Raw genomic sequence first — 18,277 nt, forward strand, 5'->3', positions numbered from 1 at the left:
GCGGCAACCCGGGGGGTCACAGGGTGCGCAGCAGCACCGCCGGCTGTTCCACGCAGTCCGCCACGTACCTCAGGAAGCCGCCCGCCGTGCCGCCGTCGCAGACCCGGTGGTCGAAGGTGAGCGAGAGCTGGACGACCTGGCGTACGGCCAGTTCGCCCTCGTGCACCCACGGCTTGGGGACGATCCGGCCGACGCCGAGCATGGCCGCCTCGGGGTGGTTGACGATCGGCGTGGAGCCGTCGACGCCGAAGACGCCGTAGTTGTTCAGCGTGAAGGTGCCGCCGGTGAGTTCCCCCGGGGTCAGCGTCCCGGCGCGGGCCGCCTCGGTGAGCCGGGCGAACTCGGCGGTCAGCGACTCCGCGGCGCGGGTGTGGGCGTCCCGGACGACCGGCACGACCAGACCGCGCTCGGTCTGTGCCGCGAACCCGAGGTGCACGTACGGGTGCTGGACGATCTCGCGGGCCTCGGTGTCCACCGAGGAGTTCAGCTCCGGGAACCGGGCGAGGGCCGCGGTGCAGATGCGGGCGAGCAGCGCGACGAGGGAGATCTTCGCACCGGACGCCGCGTTCATCGCGGTGCGGGCGCGCATCAGTTCCGTCGCGTCGGCGTCCACCCAGCAGGTGGCGTCCGGGATCTCCCGGCGGCTGCGGGACAGCTTGTCGGCGACGGCACCGCGGATGCCCTTGAGCGGAACACGCACCTCGCCCGAGGCCGAGGCCGAGGCAGCGGCCCGGACGAACGCGGCCGGGACAGGAACCTCGGCCGTACGACCGCTCTCCCGGTCCGCTCCGGTGCGCAGGGCGCGCTCCACGTCGGCGCGCAGGATCAGCCCCTCCGGTCCGGAGCCCGCCAGCCTCCGCAGGTCCAGTCCGCCCTCGCGGGCGAGTCTGCGCACCAGCGGGGAGATCACGGGCACCGGCCCGTCGGACAGCAGCGCGGTGGCGGGCAGACTCGAAGCCGGCGCGGCGGCCGTGCCGTTCACACCGGAACCAGCGGCGGCCTGGGCGCCGTCCACACCGGAACCCGCGGCCTGGGCGCCGTCCACCGCGAAACTCCCGCCCGTGGCACCGTTTCCGCCCGCGCCGCCGCCGGTCAGGGCCACCGGCCGCACCCGCCGGCGTCGGCCCGGCGCCTCGGACGTGCCGTAACCGACCAGGACATTGCCCGAACCGGCCGTGGACTCCGCGTCCGGTTCGCCGACGGCGACCGTCAGGAGCGGGGCGCCGACCGGGAGTTCGGTGCCCTCGTCGCCGTAGCGGGCGGTGACCACGCCGCCGTAGGGGCAGGGGACCTCCACCGACGCCTTGGCCGTCTCGACCTCGACCACCGGCTGATCGACGGCGACCACGTCACCGACCTGGACCAGCCAGCGCACGATCTCCGCCTCGGTCAGCCCCTCGCCGAGGTCGGGCAGCTTGAACTCCAGTACCTGTGCCATCAGCCCTCGGCCTCCCACTGGAGCCGGGCCACGGCGTCCAGGACGCGGTCCACACCGGGCAGATGGTGCCGCTCCAGCATGGGCGGCGGGTAGGGGAGGTCGAACCCGGCGACGCGCAGCACAGGGGCCTCCAGGTGGTGGAAGCAGCGCTCGGTGACGCGGGCCGCGATCTCGCCGCCCGGCCCGCCGAACCCGGTGGACTCGTGCACCACGACCGCGCGTCCGGTGCGCCGCACGGAGGCGCAGACCGTCGCGTCGTCGAACGGCACCAGGGAGCGCAGGTCGACGACCTCCAGGTCCCAGCCCTCGGCCCGCGCGGCCTCGGCGGCCTCCATGCAGACGGGCACGGAGGGGCCGTAGGTGATCAGCGTGGCGCTGCGGCCGGTGCGCCGGACCACCGCGCGCCCGATCGGCTCGACCTCGGCCGGCTCCTCGGGGTTCCAGGTGTCCTTGGACCAGTAGAGCCGCTTGGGCTCCAGGAAGACGACCGGGTCGTCGGAGGCGATGGCGCGGCGCAGCAGTCCGTAGGCGTCGGCGACGGTCGCGGGCGTGACCACGTGCAGGCCGGGGGTGGCCATGTAGTACGCCTCGGAGGAGTCGCTGTGGTGCTCGACGCCGCCGATGCCGCCGCCGTAGGGGATGCGGACGGTGATCGGCAGGGGCATCCGGCCGCGGGTGCGGTTGCGCATCCGGGAGACATGGCTGACCAGTTGCTCGAACGCGGGGTAGGCGAAGGCGTCGAACTGCATCTCCACCACCGGGCGCAGGCCGTACATGGCCATGCCGACGGCGGCGCCGAGGATGCCGGCCTCCGCGAGCGGGGTGTCGGTGCAGCGGTCCTCGCCGAACTCCTTGGCGAGTCCGTCGGTGACACGGAAGACACCGCCGAGGGTGCCGACGTCCTCACCGAGCACGTGCACGGTGGGGTCGGCGGCCATCGCGTCGCGCATCGCGCGGGTGAGGGCCTGGGCCATGGTGGCGGGCTTGACGGCCACGGTGGTCATCGGCGGTCGCCTTCCTGCTGGTCGGGGCCGTCCTGCTCGGCCGCCAGCTCGGCCCGCAGCAGGTCCCGCTGTTCGCGCAGTTGGGAGGTGGTCTCGGCGTAGACGTGGTCGAAGAGGTCCATCGGGTCGAGCCCGGGGTCCTGGTTCATGCGTTCCCGCAGATCGGCGGCCATCGCCTCGGCGTCCTCCCGTACGGCCTCCAGGCCGGCCGCGTCGATCAGGCCGCGCTCGGTCAGCTCGGTCTCCAGCAGGCGCACCGGGTCGTGCGCGCGCCATGCCTCGACCTCGGCGTCGCCCCGGTAGCGGGTGGCGTCGTCGGCGTTGGTGTGAGCCTCGATGCGGTAGGTGACCGCCTCGATCAGCGTCGGTCCGCCGCCCGCGCGGGCGTGCCGTACGGCGTCGGTGAGCACCTCGTGCACCGCGGCCGCGTCATTGCCGTCGACCAGGCGGCCCGGCATGCCGTAGCCGACGGCCTTGTGGGCCAGGGAGGGCGCGGCGGTCTGCTTGGCCAGCGGGACGGAGATGGCGAAGCCGTTGTTCTGCACCAGGAAGACGACGGGTGCCTGCCAGACGGCGGCGAAGTTCAGTGCCTCGTGGAAGTCGCCCTCGCTGGTGCCGCCGTCGCCGACCATGGCGAGCGCGACCACGTCGTCGCCCTTGAGGCGGGCGGCGTGGGCGAGGCCGACGGCGTGCGGCAGCTGGGTGGCCAGCGGGGTGGAGAGGGGGGCGACCCGGTGCGCGTACGGGTCGTAGCCGGTGTGCCAGTCGCCGCGCAGCAGGGTGAGGGCCTCGACCGGGTCCACCCCGCGGGCGACGACGGCCAGGGTGTCGCGGTAGCTCGGGAAGAGCCAGTCGCGCTCTTCGAGGGCCAGGGCGGCGGCGACCTCGCATGCCTCCTGACCGGTGCTGGAGGGGTAGACGGCGAGGCGGCCCTGCTTGGTGAGCGCGGTGGCCTGCGTGTTGTAGCGGCGGCCGCGCACCAGCTGGGCGTGGAGCCTGCGGAGCAGACCGGGATCGGCCTGGGCGGCCGCCTCGGTGCCGAGGACGCGGTACGGCTCGGCGTCGGGCAGCAGCGGCGCGGGGTCCATACGGGGCTGCCAGGCGGGCGGCGGCGATGGCCGGTACGCACCCCGCTGCTCCAGAACCGTCATGACGGCACCTCCTCGTGGGAGCGGCTACGGGAGACGGGTCGGCTGTGACCCGCCTCACCTACCGATTGTTCGGTCGCCGGCACATTTTGGCTACAGGCACCTCCAGGCTGTGGACAAACGGTTCTCCACAGCCTGCAATGAACGCAGGACGTCCACGGCGATGAAGCGGGGGGACATGGCACCTGAACAAATGGCCGAGCCGGCGCAGGAGGCGCTGCCACCGCCGGCGCGGCCACTGGACGCCATCGATCAGGACATCCTGCGCATCCTCCAGGCCGACGGCCGCGCCTCGATACGGTCGGTCGCCGAACGCGTCCACGTCTCGCGGGCCAACGCCTACGCGCGCATCAACCGGCTGGTCGAGGACGGGGTGATCCGGGGCTTCGGCGCCCGCGTGGACCACGAGCGGGCCGGGCACAGCACCTCGGCGTACATCACGCTGAAGATCGTCCAGAACACCTGGCGCACGGTCCGCGAGCAGCTGCGCCAGCTGCCCGGCGCCTCGCACATCGCGCTGGTGGGCGGCGACTTCGACGTCCTGCTGCTGGTGCACACGCCCGACAACCGGGCGCTGCGGGAGCTGGTGCTCACCCGGCTCCAGGCGATCCCGGAGGTGCTGAGCACCCGCACGCTGCTGGTGTTCGAGGAGGAGGACCTGGAACCGGACGCCTAGGCCGTTCCGGATTGGACGCCTAGGCCGCCTGTTCCGGATTTTCTGAACAGGCGGCCGTTTTCGTCAGATCACCGGAACGTCAGGCGGCCCGGCGCAGTCCGGAGAAGACCAGCTGGACGACCGCGTCGGCCACCTCGCGGCCCGAGGCGCCGCGGGCCTCCGGCCGGTACCACTCCACGATGGAGTTGATCATGCCGAAGACCAGCCGGGTGGCCAGCCGCACCTCCACGTCGGGGCGTACGTCCCCGTCGGCGGCGGCCGCCTTGAGCAGCTCGGCGACCCGGTGGTCGAAGTCGCGGCGGCGGTCCAGCGCCCAGCGCTCGGTGGCGGTGTTCCCGCGCACCCGCAGCAGCAGGGTCACGTAGGGCAGCTCGGCTATGAGCACCTCGACCATGCGCCGTACGACGTGCTCCAGGCGCTCCACGGGCCGCCCCTCGCGTGCCGCCGGCTCCTCCAGGGTGGCGAAAAGGCCGTCCAGGGCGCGGCTGACGGCCCGCTTCAGGAGCTCCTCCTTGCCGCTGACGTGGTGGTAGATCGACGACTTGGAGATGCCGGCCGCCTTGGACAGGTGCTCCATGGAGGTCCCGTCGTAACCGCGCTGGTTGAAGACCTGGACGGCGACGGAGAGCAGCGTCTCGGGGGTGTACGTGTCGCGCCGGGGCGTGGTCATGAGGTGCCCTCCCGCTTCTCGTCGGCGTAGGCGTGGCGGTAGAGCGCGAGGGAGGGCGCGTAGCGTCCGGAGGGGTCGCGCTCGTGCATCGCGTCCAGGACGTCGTAGGCGAACTCGTCGCCCAGCCTGCGGTCCCACTCGAAGGGGCCGAGCGGGTAGCTGACGCCGAGGCGCATCGCGGTGTCGACGTCCTCCTCGGTGGCGACGCCCTTGGCGACCGCGTCATGGGCGAGGTCGATGATCCGGGCCACCGTGCGCGCCACGATCATGCCGGGGACGTCGCCGATGACGCTGACGTCCTTGCCGAGCGCCTGGAACAGGCCGATGGCCTCGGCGAGGGTCGCCTGCGCGGTGTCCTGGGAGGCGGACAGGGCGATACGGGTGGCCTTGCGGTAGTCGAGGGCGAGATCGAAGTAGACGACGTCGCGGAACTCCACCGAGGTCTGGCCGTCGGCGAGGACCAGCTGGCCGCCGCCGGGCAGCTCCAGGTGGCCGTCCTCGTCGCCGTCCTCCGTGCGGACCTGGATGCCCGCCTCGCGGATCAGCGGGAGCAGTGCGGCGGCGGGGCCGAGGTCGCCGTCGACGAGCACGTAGGCGGGCGGCCGCTCCTTGTCGGCGGTGTGCGGCTCGGGCGTCTCGGCGCCCTCCCCGTGCTCGTACCAGCCGTGACCGGCCTTGCGGCCCAGGCGGCCGGACTCCACCAGGCGGCGCTGGGCCAGCGAGGGCGTGAAGCGCACGTCCTGGAAGAAGGACTGCCACACCGAGTGCGTCACCGCCTCGTTGACGTCCTGGCCGATCAGGTCGGTGAGTTCGAACGCGCCCATGCGGAAGCCGCCCGACTCGCGCAGGATCGCGTCGATGGTGGCCGGGTCCGCGCCCTGGGCCTCGTAGACGGCGAACGCCTCGGCGTAGAAGGGCCGGGCGATCCGGTTGACGATGAAGCCGGGGGTGTCCGCGCAGGCCACCGGGGTCTTGCCCCAGACGCGGGCGGTCTCGTACGCCCGGGTCGCGGAGGTGACGTCGGTGGCGAAGCCGGAGACCACCTCGACCAGCGGCAGCAGCGGCGCGGGGTTGAAGAAGTGCAGGCCGAGGAAGCGGCCCGGATGGCGCAGGGCGCCGCCGATCGCCGTCACCGACAGCGAGGAGGTGTTGGTGGCGAGCAGGCAGTCCTCGCCGACGACGTCCTCCAGCTCGGCGAAGAGCTGCTGCTTGACGTCCAGCCGCTCCAGCACGGCCTCCACGACGAGGCCGCAGTCGGCCAGCTCCGCGAGCGCCTGGGCCGGTTCGAGACGGGCGCGGGCCGCGTCCCGGGCGGCGGCGTCGAGCCGGCCCTTCTCCACCAGCCGGTCCAGGCGCGCGCCGATCGCCGCGGCCGCCTCCCGGGCCCGCCCGGGTGCGGTGTCGTAGAGCCGCACCGGGTGGCCGGCGACCAGTGCGACCTGGGCGATGCCCTGGCCCATGGTGCCGGTGCCGACGACTGCCACGGGGCTGCTGAGGTCGAGTGCTGTCATGTGCGCGATCCTCCCGCACGGGGTTTTCCACAGATGCGGCGGACCCCCTTGAACCGACCGATCGTTCGGTTACTCTAGCCCTGACCGTCCCATCCCGCTGCTCTTTCCGCCAGGTCCTGAACTCGAAGGCGAGTTCTCCAGACGAGGAGTTGGTCCCGCATGGCCGCCGAACTGACCGCCCCCGAGCTGATCGCGAAGCACCGGCCCACTCTCGATCAGGCCCTGGAAGCGATCCGCACCCGCGCGTACTGGTCCCCGCACCCCGAGCACCCCAAGGCGTACGGCGAGCACGGCAGCCTGGACGCGGCCGCCGGCAAGGCCGCCTTCGACGCCCTGCTCGGCACCCGCCTCGACCTCGGCCAGGCGGGCACGGACGACTGGGTCGGCGGTGAGATCTCGCCGTACGGCATCGAGCTGGACGTGAGCTACCCGCACGCGGACCTGGACGTGCTGCTGCCCGCGATGAAGGCCGGGCAGCCGGCCTGGCGGGACGCGGGCGCCGAGGTGCGTGCCGTGGTCTGCCTGGAGATCCTCAAGCGCGTCAGCGACCGGACGCACGAGTTCGCGCACGCCGTGATGCACACCAGCGGCCAGGCATTCATGATGGCGTTCCAGGCGGGCGGCCCGCACGCCCAGGACCGCGGCCTGGAGGCGGTGGCGTACGCGTACGCGGAGCAGGTCCGCACCCCCCTCGGCGCCGAGTGGTCCAAGCCGCAGGGCAAGCGCGACCCGCTGGTGCTCACCAAGAAGTTCACGCCCGTGCCGCGCGGCATCGGCCTGGTCATCGGCTGCAACACCTTCCCGACGTGGAACGGCTACCCGGGCCTGTTCGCCTCCCTGGCGACCGGCAACGCGGTCCTGGTCAAGCCGCACCCGCGCGCGGTGCTCCCGCTCGCGCTGACCGTGCGGATCGCCCGTGAGGTGCTCACCGAGGCCGGTTTCGCCGCCGACCTGGTCGCGCTGGCCGCCGAGCGCCCCGGCGAGGGCATCGCCAAGGCCCTCGCGACCCGCCCGGAGATCCGGATCATCGACTACACCGGTTCGACGTCCTTCGGCGACTGGCTGGAGGCCAACGCCCGCCAGGCGCAGGTCTACACGGAGAAGGCCGGCGTCAACACGGTGATCGTGCACTCCACGGACGACTACCAGGGCATGCTGTCCAACCTGGCGTTCTCGCTGTCCCTGTACAGCGGCCAGATGTGCACCACCCCGCAGAACCTGCTGATCCCGCGCGAGGGCATCGCCACCGACCAGGGCCCGAAGACGTTCGACGAGGTCACCGCCGACCTCGCCCGCGCGGTCGACGGCCTGCTCGGCGACGACGCCCGGGCCAACGGACTGCTGGGCGCGATCGTCAACCCCGACGTCAAGGCCCGGCTGGAGGCCGCGGCCGGCCTCGGCGAGGTCGCCCTCGCCTCGCGGGAGATCACCAACCCGGAGTTCCCGGACGCGGTGGTGCGCACCCCGGTGATCGTCAAGCTGGACGGCGCCAAGCCGGACGCCGAGGCCGCCTACATGAGCGAGTGCTTCGGCCCGGTCTCCTTCGCCGTCGCCCTCGACTCGGTGGCCGACGCGGTGGAGCTGCTGCGGCGCACGGTCCGCGAGAAGGGCGCGATGACGGTCGGCGCGTACACCACCGACAGCGAGGTGGAGCGGGCCATCGAGGAGGTGTGCCTGGAGGAGGCCGCCCAGCTGTCCTTCAACCTCACGGGCGGGGTGTTCGTGAACCAGACGGCCGCCTTCTCCGACTTCCACGGCTCGGGCGGCAACCCGGCGGCGAACGCGGCCCTGTGCGACGGCGCCTTCGTGGCGAACCGCTTCCGCGTGGTCGAGGTGCGCCACCAGGGCCAGTGAGCGAAATCCGTCGGGAGGAGCGGGTTTCTCCTCCCGACGGCCGCGGAGCCTAGGCGGCGGGTGCGCCCGCGCCGGCGCTCCAGTGGTACAGCGTCATCGCCACGCTGGTGGCGAGGTTGTAGCTGGAGACCTGGGGGCGCATCGGCAGCCGCAGCAGATGGTCGGCCCGCGCGCGTACCTCCGCCGAGAGGCCGGTGCGCTCCGAGCCGAACGCGAGGACGGCGTCGTCGGGCAGCTCGGTGCCCCGGATGTCCTCGCCCTCCGGATCGAGGGCGAACAGCGGGCCCGGCGGCAGTTCGTCGGCGCCGAGGCGCTCCACGGCGGTCGCGAAGTGCAGGCCCGCCCCGCCGCGCACCACCGTGGGGTGCCAGGGGTCGAGCGTGCCCGTGGTGACCACGCCGGTCGCCCCGAAGCCGGCGGCCAGCCGGATCACGGCGCCCGCGTTGCCGAGGTTGCGGGGGTTGTCGAGGACCACCACGGGGGCGGTGCGCGGCATCCTGGCGAGCGCCTCCAGACCGGCCTCGCGCGCGGGTCGTACGGCGAGCGCGGCGACGCCGGTCGGATGCGGGCGGGCCACGAGCGCGGCGTACGTCCGCTCGGGCACCTCGACGAGCAGTCCGTCCAGGGCCTCCCGTACGTCCCCGGCCAGTTCCCCGGCCAGGGCGAGCGCGGCCCGCCGGTCGGTGGTGACCGCCACCGGCACCTCGGCCCCGAAGCGCAGCGCGTGCTTGAGGGCGTGGAAGCCGTCGAGCAGCACGGCACCGGAGGCGTGCTCGCGCCAGCGGGTCAGCGGGTCGGTCATGCCGTGAACCCTACGCGGCCGGGCGTGCTGTCCTTTGGGGAGCGGGGCGCGGGCACCGCACCGTCCTCGCCGCCGCCCCGGCCGAACCGTCCCCGCGCGCGGGCGGCCAGGGCGCCGAGCCGGCGCAGGAAGGACGTCGGCAGGAAGACCGCGTCGGCGGTGATCATCGCCAGCGAGAAGAACGGCAGCCCGAGCGCGATCGCGATCACGAAGTGCTCCAGGATCAGCAGCACCAGCAGCACGTTCTTCACCCGCCGGTTGAGCAGGGTGAACGGGAAGGCGACCTGCACGATGACGGTGCCGTACGCCACGACCGTCATGATGGTGCCGCTGGCGGACATCAGATCGGCGAGACCGGGCCAGGGCGAGAAGTAGTCCAGGTGCAGCGGGTAGTAGACGGCGGTGCCGTCCTGCCAGCGCGAGCCCTGGATCTTGTACCAGCCGGCCGTGGCGTAGATCAGGCACGCCTCGGCCATGATCACCACAAGGGCGCCGTTGTGCAGGACGTTGGCGATCACGTCCAGCAGGATGCGCGGCTCGGCCGAGCGCGCCAGGCGCTGGACCAGCCACCACAGGGCGAGGCCCACCCACGCCGCCCACAGCAGGGCGGGGATCAGCCAGGTCGCGTCGAAGAGCGTGCCCGCCGCGGTCATCGTGACCAGGACGAACCCGAGGACCGTCCACAGCACGAGGCCGGTCGGGTCGGTGGAGGTCCGCCGTTCGCGGGCCCGGCGCCGCGCGTCGAGGGACCACACCTGCCCGCAGCGCGTGAACACGAGGTAGATGGCCATCAGGTGCAGCACGTTGTCGCCGCCGTCGCCGACGAAGACGCTGCGGTTCTGGAGCGACAGGACGCCCACCATGAACAGCACGGACGCCGTACGGGTGCGCCAGCCGAGCAGCAGCGCGGCACTGGCGAGGATCGCGAGCACGTAGAAGCACTCGAACCACAGCTGCCCGCTCGACCACATGAGGGCCGTGAAGGCGTGGTTGTCCAGGGTCAGCCGCCGGCCCATGTTCCAGTCCCAGGGACCGTCGGGGCCGTACAGCTCCTGGCGGTGGGAGAACTCGCGCAGCAGGAAGAACAGCCAGGTGCCGGCGAAGCCGATCCGGATCACGGCGCTCTGGTACGGCCCGAGCGCCGCCTCGGTGATCCGGGCGAGCCCGCGCGACAGGGCCTGGGAGGGCTGGTTCACCGCACACCTCCGGCGGCCTCGGCGGCGCTCACCGTCCACCAGGGCAGCAGCCGGTAGACGGGTTTGTCGGGCACCTGTTCACCGCTCCAGGAGGGGGGCGGCACATTGATGGTGCAGGAGCGGATCTGCACCCGCTGGACGACGCCGATCCGGCTGGTCGGATCGGTGCGGTACAGGCGCATCACCGCGATCCGGCGCAGGTACTCCTCGGACAGCGCGCCGCGCATGCCGACGGGCCGGTTGTCCGCGGTGTGCGTCGCGGTGACGAAGTCCCAGGCGCGGCGCAGCTCGTTCTGCTGGGTGTGGCTGGGCGCCGGGTTGCCCTTGATGGCGGCGCCGTCCTGGGCGGACAGGTCGGTCCAGCCGGTGGTGCGCACACTGCCGTCCTTCATCCGCACATCGGCGCGCACCTGCACGGCGATGTTCTGCTGGAGCGGGTTGGGGGCGAACAGCTTCCAGTTCTGCTCGAACTCCGGGAAGACCCATGCGTCGATGGCCTTGCCGTGCTGCTTCGACACCGTGTTCTGCGGCGCGAGGCTGAGGAACACCATCAGCAGGTGCACCCCGACGCCGACGACGATGACGGCGACCGCCAGCGCGGCGCCGGCCTGATAGCGGGGGGAGAGGGCGGCGAGACCGCGGCGGGCCGGGCCGGAGGTCGGGTCGGGGGCCGGGGCCGGGGCCGGCTCCGGGGGCTGGTGGCTCGGGGGCTTCTGACCCGTCGGCTCGTGACGAGGGGGCTCCTGGCCCGTCAGCTCGGGACGAGAGGGCTCTTGACCTTCCGGCTCGTGGCCCGTCGGCTCGTGGCCCGTCGCCTCGTGACGAAGAGGCTTCTGGCTCTCCGGTTCGTGGCCCGTCGGCTGGTGGCCCGTCGGCTTCTCGTCCGCCGGGCCGTGGCCCGGCTCCTCGTCCGGTGACCCCTGATCCGCCACCCGCTCGGCGGATCCGCCGACGCGTTCGCCCTCCGGAAGGCGGTCCGGGCGGTTCGGAGCGTCTTCGGAGTTCCTCAGGGACTCCGAACGCCCCGCGTTCTCGGGGGCCTCCGGGTTCGCAGGGATTTCCGGACTCGCAGGAGCCTCCGGGCGCTGAGGGGCCGCCGGGCTCTCAAAGATCTCCGGACCCCCACGGGTCTCCGAGTTCTCGGGGTCTCCCGGATGCTCCGGAGCCTCTGGTTTCTCCGGGGGACGCGCCCCGGCCGGCCCGTCCGGGCCGCGCGCGGCCCTCGGGTCCTCGTCGTACGCGTCCATTCCGCCCCGTCCCCCAATTCCCGCTCAGTCGTGGGTCGGCCCACCGGGCCGGCCCCCAGCAGCCGGCCCCTTCGATACGGCCGCCCGGCCCGGACGCCGCGCGGTACGCGAGCGCCCCCGTCGCGGCACATGCACGGAACGGTACTCAGCCCCGGCCACCGAGCGCAGCCCCGGGGCCCGGACCCCGCCGTCCCCGCACGCTTCGTCCACAGACACCGCCGCCCGGATCCCCGCGCCCGCGGATCGCGCTCGCCCACCGCCCCCGCTCGTCCACAGGTACCGCTCGTCCACAGGTTGCGCGCGGAGTTTTCCACAGCGGTTGACACTGTCCGGCGGCCCGGCAACCATTGATGACGCACGGACCGAACGATCGGTCGGGAGACTCCCGCCGCAGAGCCCGAGGTCAGGGGGATCGCATGGCCACAGCAGCCGCGCAGGGCACGGCCCGCCCGGAGGCGGACGGCGCCCGGAACACCACCGGGGACGAGGTGCAGTACCAGGACGCCTTCGACGCGGCGGTGGCCGCCGACGAGCGCATCGAACCGCGCGACTGGATGCCCGACGCCTACCGCGCGACGCTGGTCCGCCAGATCGCCCAGCACGCGCACTCCGAGATCATCGGAATGCAGCCGGAGGCCAACTGGATCACCCGCGCGCCCTCCCTGCGCCGCAAGGCGATCCTGATGGCCAAGGTCCAGGACGAGGCGGGGCACGGCCTGTATCTGTACAGCGCGGCGGAAACCCTCGGCACCGGCCGGGACGAACTGCTCGACAAGCTGCACAGCGGCCGCCAGAAGTACTCCTCGATCTTCAATTACCCCACGCTGACCTGGGCCGACGTCGGGGCGATCGGCTGGCTGGTGGACGGCGCCGCGATCACCAACCAGGTGCCGCTGTGCCGCTGCTCCTACGGCCCGTACGCGCGCGCCATGGTGCGGGTCTGCAAGGAGGAGTCCTTCCACCAGCGCCAGGGCTACGAGCTGCTGCTGGCCCTGAGCCGGGGCACCCCGGAGCAGCACGCGATGGCGCAGGACGCGGTGGACCGCTGGTGGTGGCCCTCGCTGATGATGTTCGGCCCGCCCGACGACGAGTCCCAGCACTCCGCCCAGTCGATGGCCTGGAAGATCAAGCGCCATTCGAACGACGAGCTGCGCCAGCGCTTCGTCGACATCTGCGTCCCCCAGGCCGAGTCCCTGGGCCTCACCCTCCCCGACCCGGACCTCACGTGGAACGAGGAGCGCGGGAAGCACGACTTCGGCACCATCGACTGGACGGAGTTCTGGGAGGTCCTCAAGGGCAACGGGCCGTGCAACGAGCAGCGCCTGACCCAGCGCAAGCGCGCCCACGACGAGGGCGCGTGGGTACGGGAAGCGGCCGCCGCCCACGCGGCCAAGCACAGCGGCGGCACCGGAGCCGCCGGACACCGGACGACGGGAGCGGAGCGAGCATGAGCACCACCGACTGGCCCCTGTGGGAGGTCTTCGTGCGCTCGCGCCGCGGCCTGTCCCACACCCACGCCGGCAGCCTGCACGCGCCGGACGCCGAGCTGGCGCTGCGCAATGCCCGCGATCTGTACACCCGCCGCGGCGAGGGCGTCTCCATCTGGGTCGTCCCGGCCGCCGCGATCACCGCGTCCTCGCCGGACGAGAAGGACCCCTTCTTCGAGCCGGCCGCCGACAAGCCGTACCGGCACCCGACCTTCTACGAGATCCCGGAAGGGGTGAAGCACCTGTGACCGCCACCGGCCCCGCCACCGTCCCGGTGACCGCCGCGCTCGCGCTCGGCGACGACGCCCTGGTGCTCTCCCACCGCCTGGGGGAGTGGGCCGGGCACGCCCCCGTCCTGGAGGAGGAGGTCGCCCTCGCCAACATCGCCCTCGACCTGCTCGGCCAGGCCCGGGTGCTGCTGTCCCTGGCGGGCGACGAGGACGAACTGGCCTTCCTGCGCGAGGAGCGGTCCTTCCGCAACCTCCAGCTGGTCGAGCAGCCGAACGGCGACTTCGCCCACACCATCGCCCGGCAGCTGTACTTCTCCACCTACCAGCACCTGCTGCACGCCGAACTCGCCTCGGGCGACGGCCCGTTCGCCCCGCTGGCCGCGAAGGCGGTCAAGGAGGTCGCCTACCACCGCGACCACGCCGAGCAGTGGACGCTGCGCCTCGGCGACGGCACCGAGACCAGCCATGAGCGGATGCGGCGCGCCTGCGACGCGCTGTGGCGGTTCACCGGGGAGATGTTCCAGCCCGTGGAGGGGCTGGACGTCGACCGGGCAGTCCTGGAGTCCCGCTGGCTGGAGTCGGTCACCCAGGTACTCGGCCGGGCCACCCTGACCGTCCCGGAGGGGCCCCGCACCGGGGCCTGGTCGGCGGGCGCCGGGCGCCAGGGCGTGCACACCGAGTCCTTCGGACGGATGCTCGCCGAGATGCAGCATCTGCACCGCAGTCATCCGGGGGCGTCGTGGTGACCGCCACCGCCCTGGAGGCGGAGCTGCTGGAGCTGGCGGGTTCGGTCCCCGACCCCGAGCTTCCGGTGCTCACGCTCCACGAACTGGGCGTGGTGCGCGCGCTGCGCCTGCGCGGCACCGATGCCGCCGAGGTCGATCTGACCCCCACCTACACCGGCTGCCCCGCCATCGAGGCGATGTCCCTCGACATCGAACGGGTCCTGCGGGAGCACGGCCTGCGCGAGGTCTCGGTGCGTACGGTGCTCTCGCCCGCCTGGTCGACCGACGACATCACCCCCGAAGGCCGCCGCAAACTGCGGGAGTTCGGCATAGCTCCCCCGAGGACGCTCGGGACCCCCGGTCCGGTACCGCTGGCCCTCGGCCCGACCCGCACCGGGACCGGCGGCACCGCCGAGGCCGAGCCGGTCGACTGCCCGCACTGCGGCTCGGCCGACACCGAGCTGCTGAGCAGGTTCTCCTCCACCGCGTGCAAGGCGCTGCGCCGCTGTCTGTCCTGCCGCGAACCGTTCGACCACTTCAAGGAGTTGTGATGGCGCGCTTCCACCCGCTCCAGGTGGCCGCGGTCGACCGGCTCACCGACGACTCCGTCGCCCTCACCCTCGCCGTCCCCGCCGAGCTGCGCGCGGAGTACCGGCACGCGCCCGGCCAGCACCTCGCGGTGCGCCGCCGGGTGGACGGCACGGAGGTGCGGCGGACCTACTCGATCTGCTCCCCCGCCCCCGCCCCGGACGGCGAGGGCCCGAGCAGCCTGCGGGTGGGGGTGCGCCTCGTGGAGGGCGGCGCCTTCTCCACCTACGCGCTGAAGGAGATCAACGTCGGGGACGAGCTGGAGGTCATGACCCCGGCCGGCCGCTTCACCCTGGACCCGGCGCCGGGGCTGTACGCGGCGATCGTCGGCGGCAGCGGCATCACCCCGGTGCTGTCCATCGTCTCCACCCTGCTGGCGCGGGAGCCGGCGGCCCGGTTCTGCCTCATACGGGGCGACCGCACGGCCGCGTCCACGATGTTCCTGGAAGAGGTCGCCGACCTGAAGGACCGCTATCCGGAACGGCTTCAGCTGGTGACCGTGCTCTCCCGGGAGGAGCAGCAGGCGGGCCTGCCGTCCGGCCGGCTCGACCAGGGGCGCCTCACCGCGCTGCTGCCCGCGCTGCTGCCGCCCGGGCGGGTGGCGGGATGGTTCCTGTGCGGGCCCTACGGGCTGGTGCAGGGCGCCGAGGGGGCGCTGCGCGAGCTGGGCGTGGACCGCGCCCGGATCCACCAGGAGATCTTCCACGTGGACGCGGGTCCGACCGCGGCGGGCAGCGTGCCCGGGGCCGCGCACAGCACCGTCACCGCCCGCCTCGACGGACGCGGCGGCACCTGGCCGGTGCGGGAAGGCGAGTCCCTGCTGGAGACCGTGCTGCGCAACCGCCCCGACGCGCCCTACGCCTGCAAGGGCGGCGTCTGCGGCACCTGCCGGGCCTTCCTGGTCTCCGGCGAGGTCAGCATGGACCGCAACTTCGCCCTGGAAGAGGAGGAGACGGACGCCGGGTACGTACTGGCCTGCCAGTCCCATCCGCTGACCGAACAGGTGGAGCTGGACTTCGACCGCTGAGGGAGGTTCCCTTCTTCTAGAACCTGTTCTATCTTGACGGCCCGTCAGATGACGCCGCACCGTCGGAGGGACAGGCCGTGGACTTCACCTTCACCGAGGAGCAGCAGGCGGCGGCCGAGGCGGCGCGGGGGGTGTTCGCCGGTGTCGCGCCGGACGCGGTGCCCAGCCCGGCGCTGACCCCGGGCGCCGTCGCCGAGGGCCTCGACCGGGAGCTGTGGTCCCGGCTGGCCGGCGCGGATCTGCTGAGCCTGCTGCTCGACGAGGCGTACGGCGGGGCGGGCCTGGACGCGATCGCCCTGTGCCTGGTGCTGCGGGAGTCGGCGAAGGTCCTCGCGCGGGTTCCGCTGCTGGAGCACAGCGCGGCGGCGGCGGTCGTAGGGGCCTACGGGAGCAAGGAGTCGGGGGAGCGACTGCTGGAGCGTGCCGGGCGCGGGGAGCTGGTGCTGACCGTCGCCGCGAGCGGCCGCAGCGGCCATGACCCGGCCGAACTCGCCGTCACCGCGCGCCGTGAGGGCCCGGGTTGGGTGCTGGACGGGGTGCAGACGGCGGTGCCGTGGGCGTACGACGCGGACCTCGTCGTCGTACCGGCGCACCTCGAGGGCGCGGCGGCCGGGGGGAGCGTGCTCGCGCTGCTGCCCCGGGGGCTGGACGGGGTGCTGCTCGTCGAGCAGGTGTCCACCAGCGGGGAGCGGCTGGCCGAGCTGCGGCTGGCGGGGGCGCGCCTCGATGCGGGCGAGGTCATCGAGACCGAGGGCGCCTGGGAGTGGCTGCACGCGCTGCTCGCCACCGGCACCTGCGCGCAGGCGCTCGGGCTGGGTGAGCGGGTGCTGGAGATGACCGGTGAATACACCGGCAGGCGCGAGCAGTTCGGGCATCCGATCGCGACCTTCCAGGCGGTGGCCGTGCAGGTCGCCGACCGGTACATCGATCTGCGGGCCATGGCGGCCACCCTGTGGCAGGCCGCGTGGCGGATCGCCTCCGGGGCGCCGGGGGCGCTGCCCGCCGCCGGGGATGTCGCGGTGGCGAAGATCTGGGCGGCGGAGGGCGTGCGCCGGGTGGTGCAGACGGCGCAGCATCTGCACGGCGGCTTCGGCGCGGACACCGACTACCCCCTGCACCGCTACCACGCCTGGGCCAAGCACCTGGAACTGGCGCTCGGTCCGGCGGCGGCGTACGAGGAGCGGCTCGGCGACCTGCTGGCGGCGCACCCGCTGGGCTGACCGCCGGTGGCCGCCGGAGAAGCCAGGGTCTTTCGTCTGGACCAGGCCGGATCAGGGAGCGGGGTCCGGTGCCGCGAGGCGCGGTGCCAGGACCCGCGCGCCCGGCATGATCCGAACGAGAGGCTCTAGATCACGTGGCCCGGGCGGCCGTCGTCGGTGGTGACCGGGCGGCCCGCGGCGGCCCAGGACTGCATGCCGCCGTCGATGTTGACCGCGTCGATGCCCTGCTGCACCAGATACATGGTGACCTGGGCGGACCGGCCGCCGGAGCGGCAGATCACATGGACGCGGCCGTCCTGCGGGGCGGCCTCGGTCAGCTCGCCGTAACGGGCCACGAACTCACTGGTCGGGATGTGCAGCGCTCCCTCGGCGTGGCCCGCCTGCCACTCGTCGTCCTCGCGGACGTCCAGCAGGAAAGCGTCGTCCTTGAGGTCCGTGACACCGACGGTGGGCACACCAGCTCCAAAATTCATGGCTCCGACGCTACCCGACCGCGGGCCCGGCCCGGTCCTGCTCATTTCTGCCCAGTCCTGCTCAGTCCTGCGCCAGCAGGGCCGCCAGCTCCTCCTCGCGCCGGGTGATGTCGGCGCGGAGCTTGCCGGCGATCTCCTCCAGCAGCGCGTCCGGGTCGTCGGGGGCGAGGCGGAGCATGCCGGCGATGGCGCCGTCCTCCAGTTCGCGGGCGACCAGGTTGAGCAGTTCCTTGCGCTGGGAGAGCCATTCGAGGCGGGCGTACAGCTCCTCGGCGGGGCTCGGGCGCCGCTCGGGCGGCACCGGTCCGGCGGCCCACTCCTCGGCCAGTTCCTTCAGCAGGGCCTCGTCACCGCGGGCGTAGGCGGCGTTGACGCGGGTGAGGAACTCCTCGCGCCGGGTGCGCTCGTCCTCCTCCTGCGCCAGGTCGGGGTGGGCCTTGCGGGCGAGGTCGCGGTAGAGCTTGCGGGCCTCCTCGCTGGGCCGTACCCGCTCCGGGGGACGTACCGCCTGGTCGGTGAGCATGGCGGCGGCCTCGGGGTAGAGGCCCTGGCCGTCCATCCAGCCGTGCATCAGCTCCTCGACGCCGGCGAGCGGCAGGACGTTGGCGCGGGCCTCCTGGGCGCGGCGCACGTCCTCCGGGTCACCGGTGCGGGCGGCCGTCGCCTCGGCGATCTCGGCGTCCAGTTCCTCCAGGCGCAGATAGAGCGGACCGAGTCGCTGTTCGTGCAGCCGGGAGAAGTTCTCGACCTCGACGCGGAAGGTCTCCACGGCGATCTCGTATTCGATCAACGCCTGCTCGGCGGCCCGTACGGCCTGTTCGAGCCGCGCCTCGGGGCGGGGGGCCTGGGGCTGTTCGGCTTCCGGGGTGGTCACCCGCCCCAGCGTAGCCGCTGCGCTCGGCGCGGGGCGGGGGCGGAGGGGGGCCGTCCGGATCGGTGCGGGTCGGTGGGGAAGTGCGCTGGTGGCGGGGGGTGACGCCT

The 18,277-nt window shown here is 73.2% G+C and carries 18 protein-coding genes; 8 read left to right on the plus strand and 10 right to left on the minus strand.

Annotation, left to right across the window (positions count from 1 at the left end):
• Window positions 1–16: 16 nt before the first annotated feature.
• The 3 genes from GHR20_RS17840 to pdhA are packed head-to-tail and all read right to left on the minus strand — an operon-like array spanning window position 17 to window position 3,593.
• Window positions 17–1,438: a dihydrolipoamide acetyltransferase family protein gene (locus GHR20_RS17840; protein WP_153813737.1), complete on the minus strand. Its 1,422-nt coding sequence runs from the start codon at window positions 1,436–1,438 to the stop codon at window positions 17–19.
• Window positions 1,438–2,442 (minus strand): alpha-ketoacid dehydrogenase subunit beta, encoded by a 1,005-nt coding sequence (locus tag GHR20_RS17845; RefSeq protein WP_111583299.1) that lies wholly within the window; start codon window positions 2,440–2,442, stop codon window positions 1,438–1,440. The genes GHR20_RS17840 and GHR20_RS17845 overlap by 1 nt, the downstream gene beginning before the upstream one ends.
• Window positions 2,439–3,593, minus strand: a complete 1,155-nt coding sequence (gene pdhA / locus GHR20_RS17850) for a pyruvate dehydrogenase (acetyl-transferring) E1 component subunit alpha (protein WP_153813738.1) — start codon at window positions 3,591–3,593, stop codon at window positions 2,439–2,441. Before pdhA ends, GHR20_RS17845 begins: the two co-directional genes overlap by 4 nt.
• A gap of 175 nt (window positions 3,594–3,768) precedes the next feature.
• Here pdhA and GHR20_RS17855 point away from each other — a divergent pair, with 175 nt between their 5' ends.
• The gene (locus GHR20_RS17855) at window positions 3,769–4,266 is read left to right on the plus strand and encodes an Lrp/AsnC family transcriptional regulator (RefSeq protein ID WP_181516269.1); all 498 of its coding nucleotides are present in this window, start codon (window positions 3,769–3,771) and stop codon (window positions 4,264–4,266) included.
• Between the two features lie 79 nt (window positions 4,267–4,345).
• Here the strand turns inward: GHR20_RS17855 and GHR20_RS17860 are convergent, their stop codons facing one another.
• Both GHR20_RS17860 and GHR20_RS17865 read right to left on the minus strand, forming a co-directional pair.
• Window positions 4,346–4,936, minus strand: a complete 591-nt coding sequence (locus GHR20_RS17860) for a TetR/AcrR family transcriptional regulator (RefSeq protein ID WP_111583302.1) — start codon at window positions 4,934–4,936, stop codon at window positions 4,346–4,348.
• Window positions 4,933–6,447 (minus strand): 3-hydroxyacyl-CoA dehydrogenase, encoded by a 1,515-nt coding sequence (locus GHR20_RS17865; RefSeq protein ID WP_153813739.1) that lies wholly within the window; start codon window positions 6,445–6,447, stop codon window positions 4,933–4,935. The genes GHR20_RS17860 and GHR20_RS17865 overlap by 4 nt, the downstream gene beginning before the upstream one ends.
• A gap of 159 nt (window positions 6,448–6,606) precedes the next feature.
• Between GHR20_RS17865 and paaN the strand changes: the two genes are divergently transcribed.
• A complete protein-coding gene (gene paaN / locus GHR20_RS17870; protein WP_153813740.1) occupies window positions 6,607–8,301 on the plus strand; it encodes a phenylacetic acid degradation protein PaaN in 1,695 nt (564 codons plus the stop codon).
• Window positions 8,302–8,350: 49 nt separating this feature from the next.
• On the opposite strand, the gene GHR20_RS17875 is transcribed toward paaN, so the two are convergent.
• Genes GHR20_RS17875 through GHR20_RS17885 form a run of 3 tightly spaced genes read right to left on the minus strand, consistent with a single transcriptional unit; the run spans window position 8,351 to window position 11,231 of the window.
• Window positions 8,351–9,103, minus strand: coding sequence for a TrmH family RNA methyltransferase (locus GHR20_RS17875; RefSeq protein ID WP_111583305.1), 753 nt, complete (start codon window positions 9,101–9,103; stop codon window positions 8,351–8,353).
• Window positions 9,100–10,299, minus strand: a complete 1,200-nt coding sequence (locus GHR20_RS17880; RefSeq protein ID WP_153813741.1) for an HTTM domain-containing protein — start codon at window positions 10,297–10,299, stop codon at window positions 9,100–9,102. Before GHR20_RS17880 ends, GHR20_RS17875 begins: the two co-directional genes overlap by 4 nt.
• Window positions 10,296–11,231 carry a DUF5819 family protein gene (locus tag GHR20_RS17885; protein WP_243878063.1) on the minus strand — a complete coding sequence of 312 codons (936 nt, stop codon included), beginning with the start codon at window positions 11,229–11,231 and terminating at the stop codon, window positions 10,296–10,298. The genes GHR20_RS17880 and GHR20_RS17885 overlap by 4 nt, the downstream gene beginning before the upstream one ends.
• A gap of 731 nt (window positions 11,232–11,962) precedes the next feature.
• On the opposite strand from GHR20_RS17885, the gene paaA reads away from it, so the two are divergent.
• The 6 genes from paaA (at window position 11,963) to GHR20_RS17915 (ending at window position 16,823) form a co-directional block, all read left to right on the plus strand.
• Window positions 11,963–12,997 (plus strand): 1,2-phenylacetyl-CoA epoxidase subunit PaaA, encoded by a 1,035-nt coding sequence (paaA, locus tag GHR20_RS17890; protein ID WP_148024293.1) that lies wholly within the window; start codon window positions 11,963–11,965, stop codon window positions 12,995–12,997.
• Window positions 12,994–13,281 (plus strand): 1,2-phenylacetyl-CoA epoxidase subunit PaaB, encoded by a 288-nt coding sequence (gene paaB / locus GHR20_RS17895; RefSeq protein ID WP_014673816.1) that lies wholly within the window; start codon window positions 12,994–12,996, stop codon window positions 13,279–13,281. The genes paaA and paaB overlap by 4 nt, the downstream gene beginning before the upstream one ends.
• Window positions 13,278–14,009 carry a 1,2-phenylacetyl-CoA epoxidase subunit PaaC gene (paaC, locus tag GHR20_RS17900; protein ID WP_153813742.1) on the plus strand — a complete coding sequence of 244 codons (732 nt, stop codon included), beginning with the start codon at window positions 13,278–13,280 and terminating at the stop codon, window positions 14,007–14,009. The genes paaB and paaC overlap by 4 nt, the downstream gene beginning before the upstream one ends.
• Complete coding sequence (paaD, locus tag GHR20_RS17905; RefSeq protein WP_153813743.1) at window positions 14,003–14,539, plus strand: 1,2-phenylacetyl-CoA epoxidase subunit PaaD; 537 nt, start codon at window positions 14,003–14,005, stop codon at window positions 14,537–14,539. Before paaC ends, paaD begins: the two co-directional genes overlap by 7 nt.
• Window positions 14,539–15,603 (plus strand): 2Fe-2S iron-sulfur cluster-binding protein, encoded by a 1,065-nt coding sequence (locus GHR20_RS17910; protein ID WP_153813744.1) that lies wholly within the window; start codon window positions 14,539–14,541, stop codon window positions 15,601–15,603. The genes paaD and GHR20_RS17910 overlap by 1 nt, the downstream gene beginning before the upstream one ends.
• Before the next feature lie 77 nt (window positions 15,604–15,680).
• On the plus strand, window positions 15,681–16,823 hold the full coding sequence (locus tag GHR20_RS17915) for an acyl-CoA dehydrogenase family protein (RefSeq protein WP_153813745.1): 1,143 nt from the start codon (window positions 15,681–15,683) through the stop codon (window positions 16,821–16,823).
• A 125-nt stretch (window positions 16,824–16,948) separates the two neighbouring features.
• Here GHR20_RS17915 and GHR20_RS17920 read toward each other — a convergent pair whose 3' ends face one another.
• Together GHR20_RS17920 and GHR20_RS17925 are read right to left on the minus strand one after the other, a co-directional pair.
• Window positions 16,949–17,278, minus strand: coding sequence for a rhodanese-like domain-containing protein (locus tag GHR20_RS17920; protein WP_111583313.1), 330 nt, complete (start codon window positions 17,276–17,278; stop codon window positions 16,949–16,951).
• A gap of 79 nt (window positions 17,279–17,357) precedes the next feature.
• Window positions 17,358–18,170, minus strand: coding sequence for a hypothetical protein (locus tag GHR20_RS17925; protein WP_153813746.1), 813 nt, complete (start codon window positions 18,168–18,170; stop codon window positions 17,358–17,360).
• Window positions 18,171–18,277 lie beyond the last annotated feature (107 nt).

Origin of the sequence: Streptomyces sp. SUK 48 (assembly GCF_009650765.1) — a bacterium.
Taxonomy (GTDB): domain Bacteria; phylum Actinomycetota; class Actinomycetes; order Streptomycetales; family Streptomycetaceae; genus Streptomyces.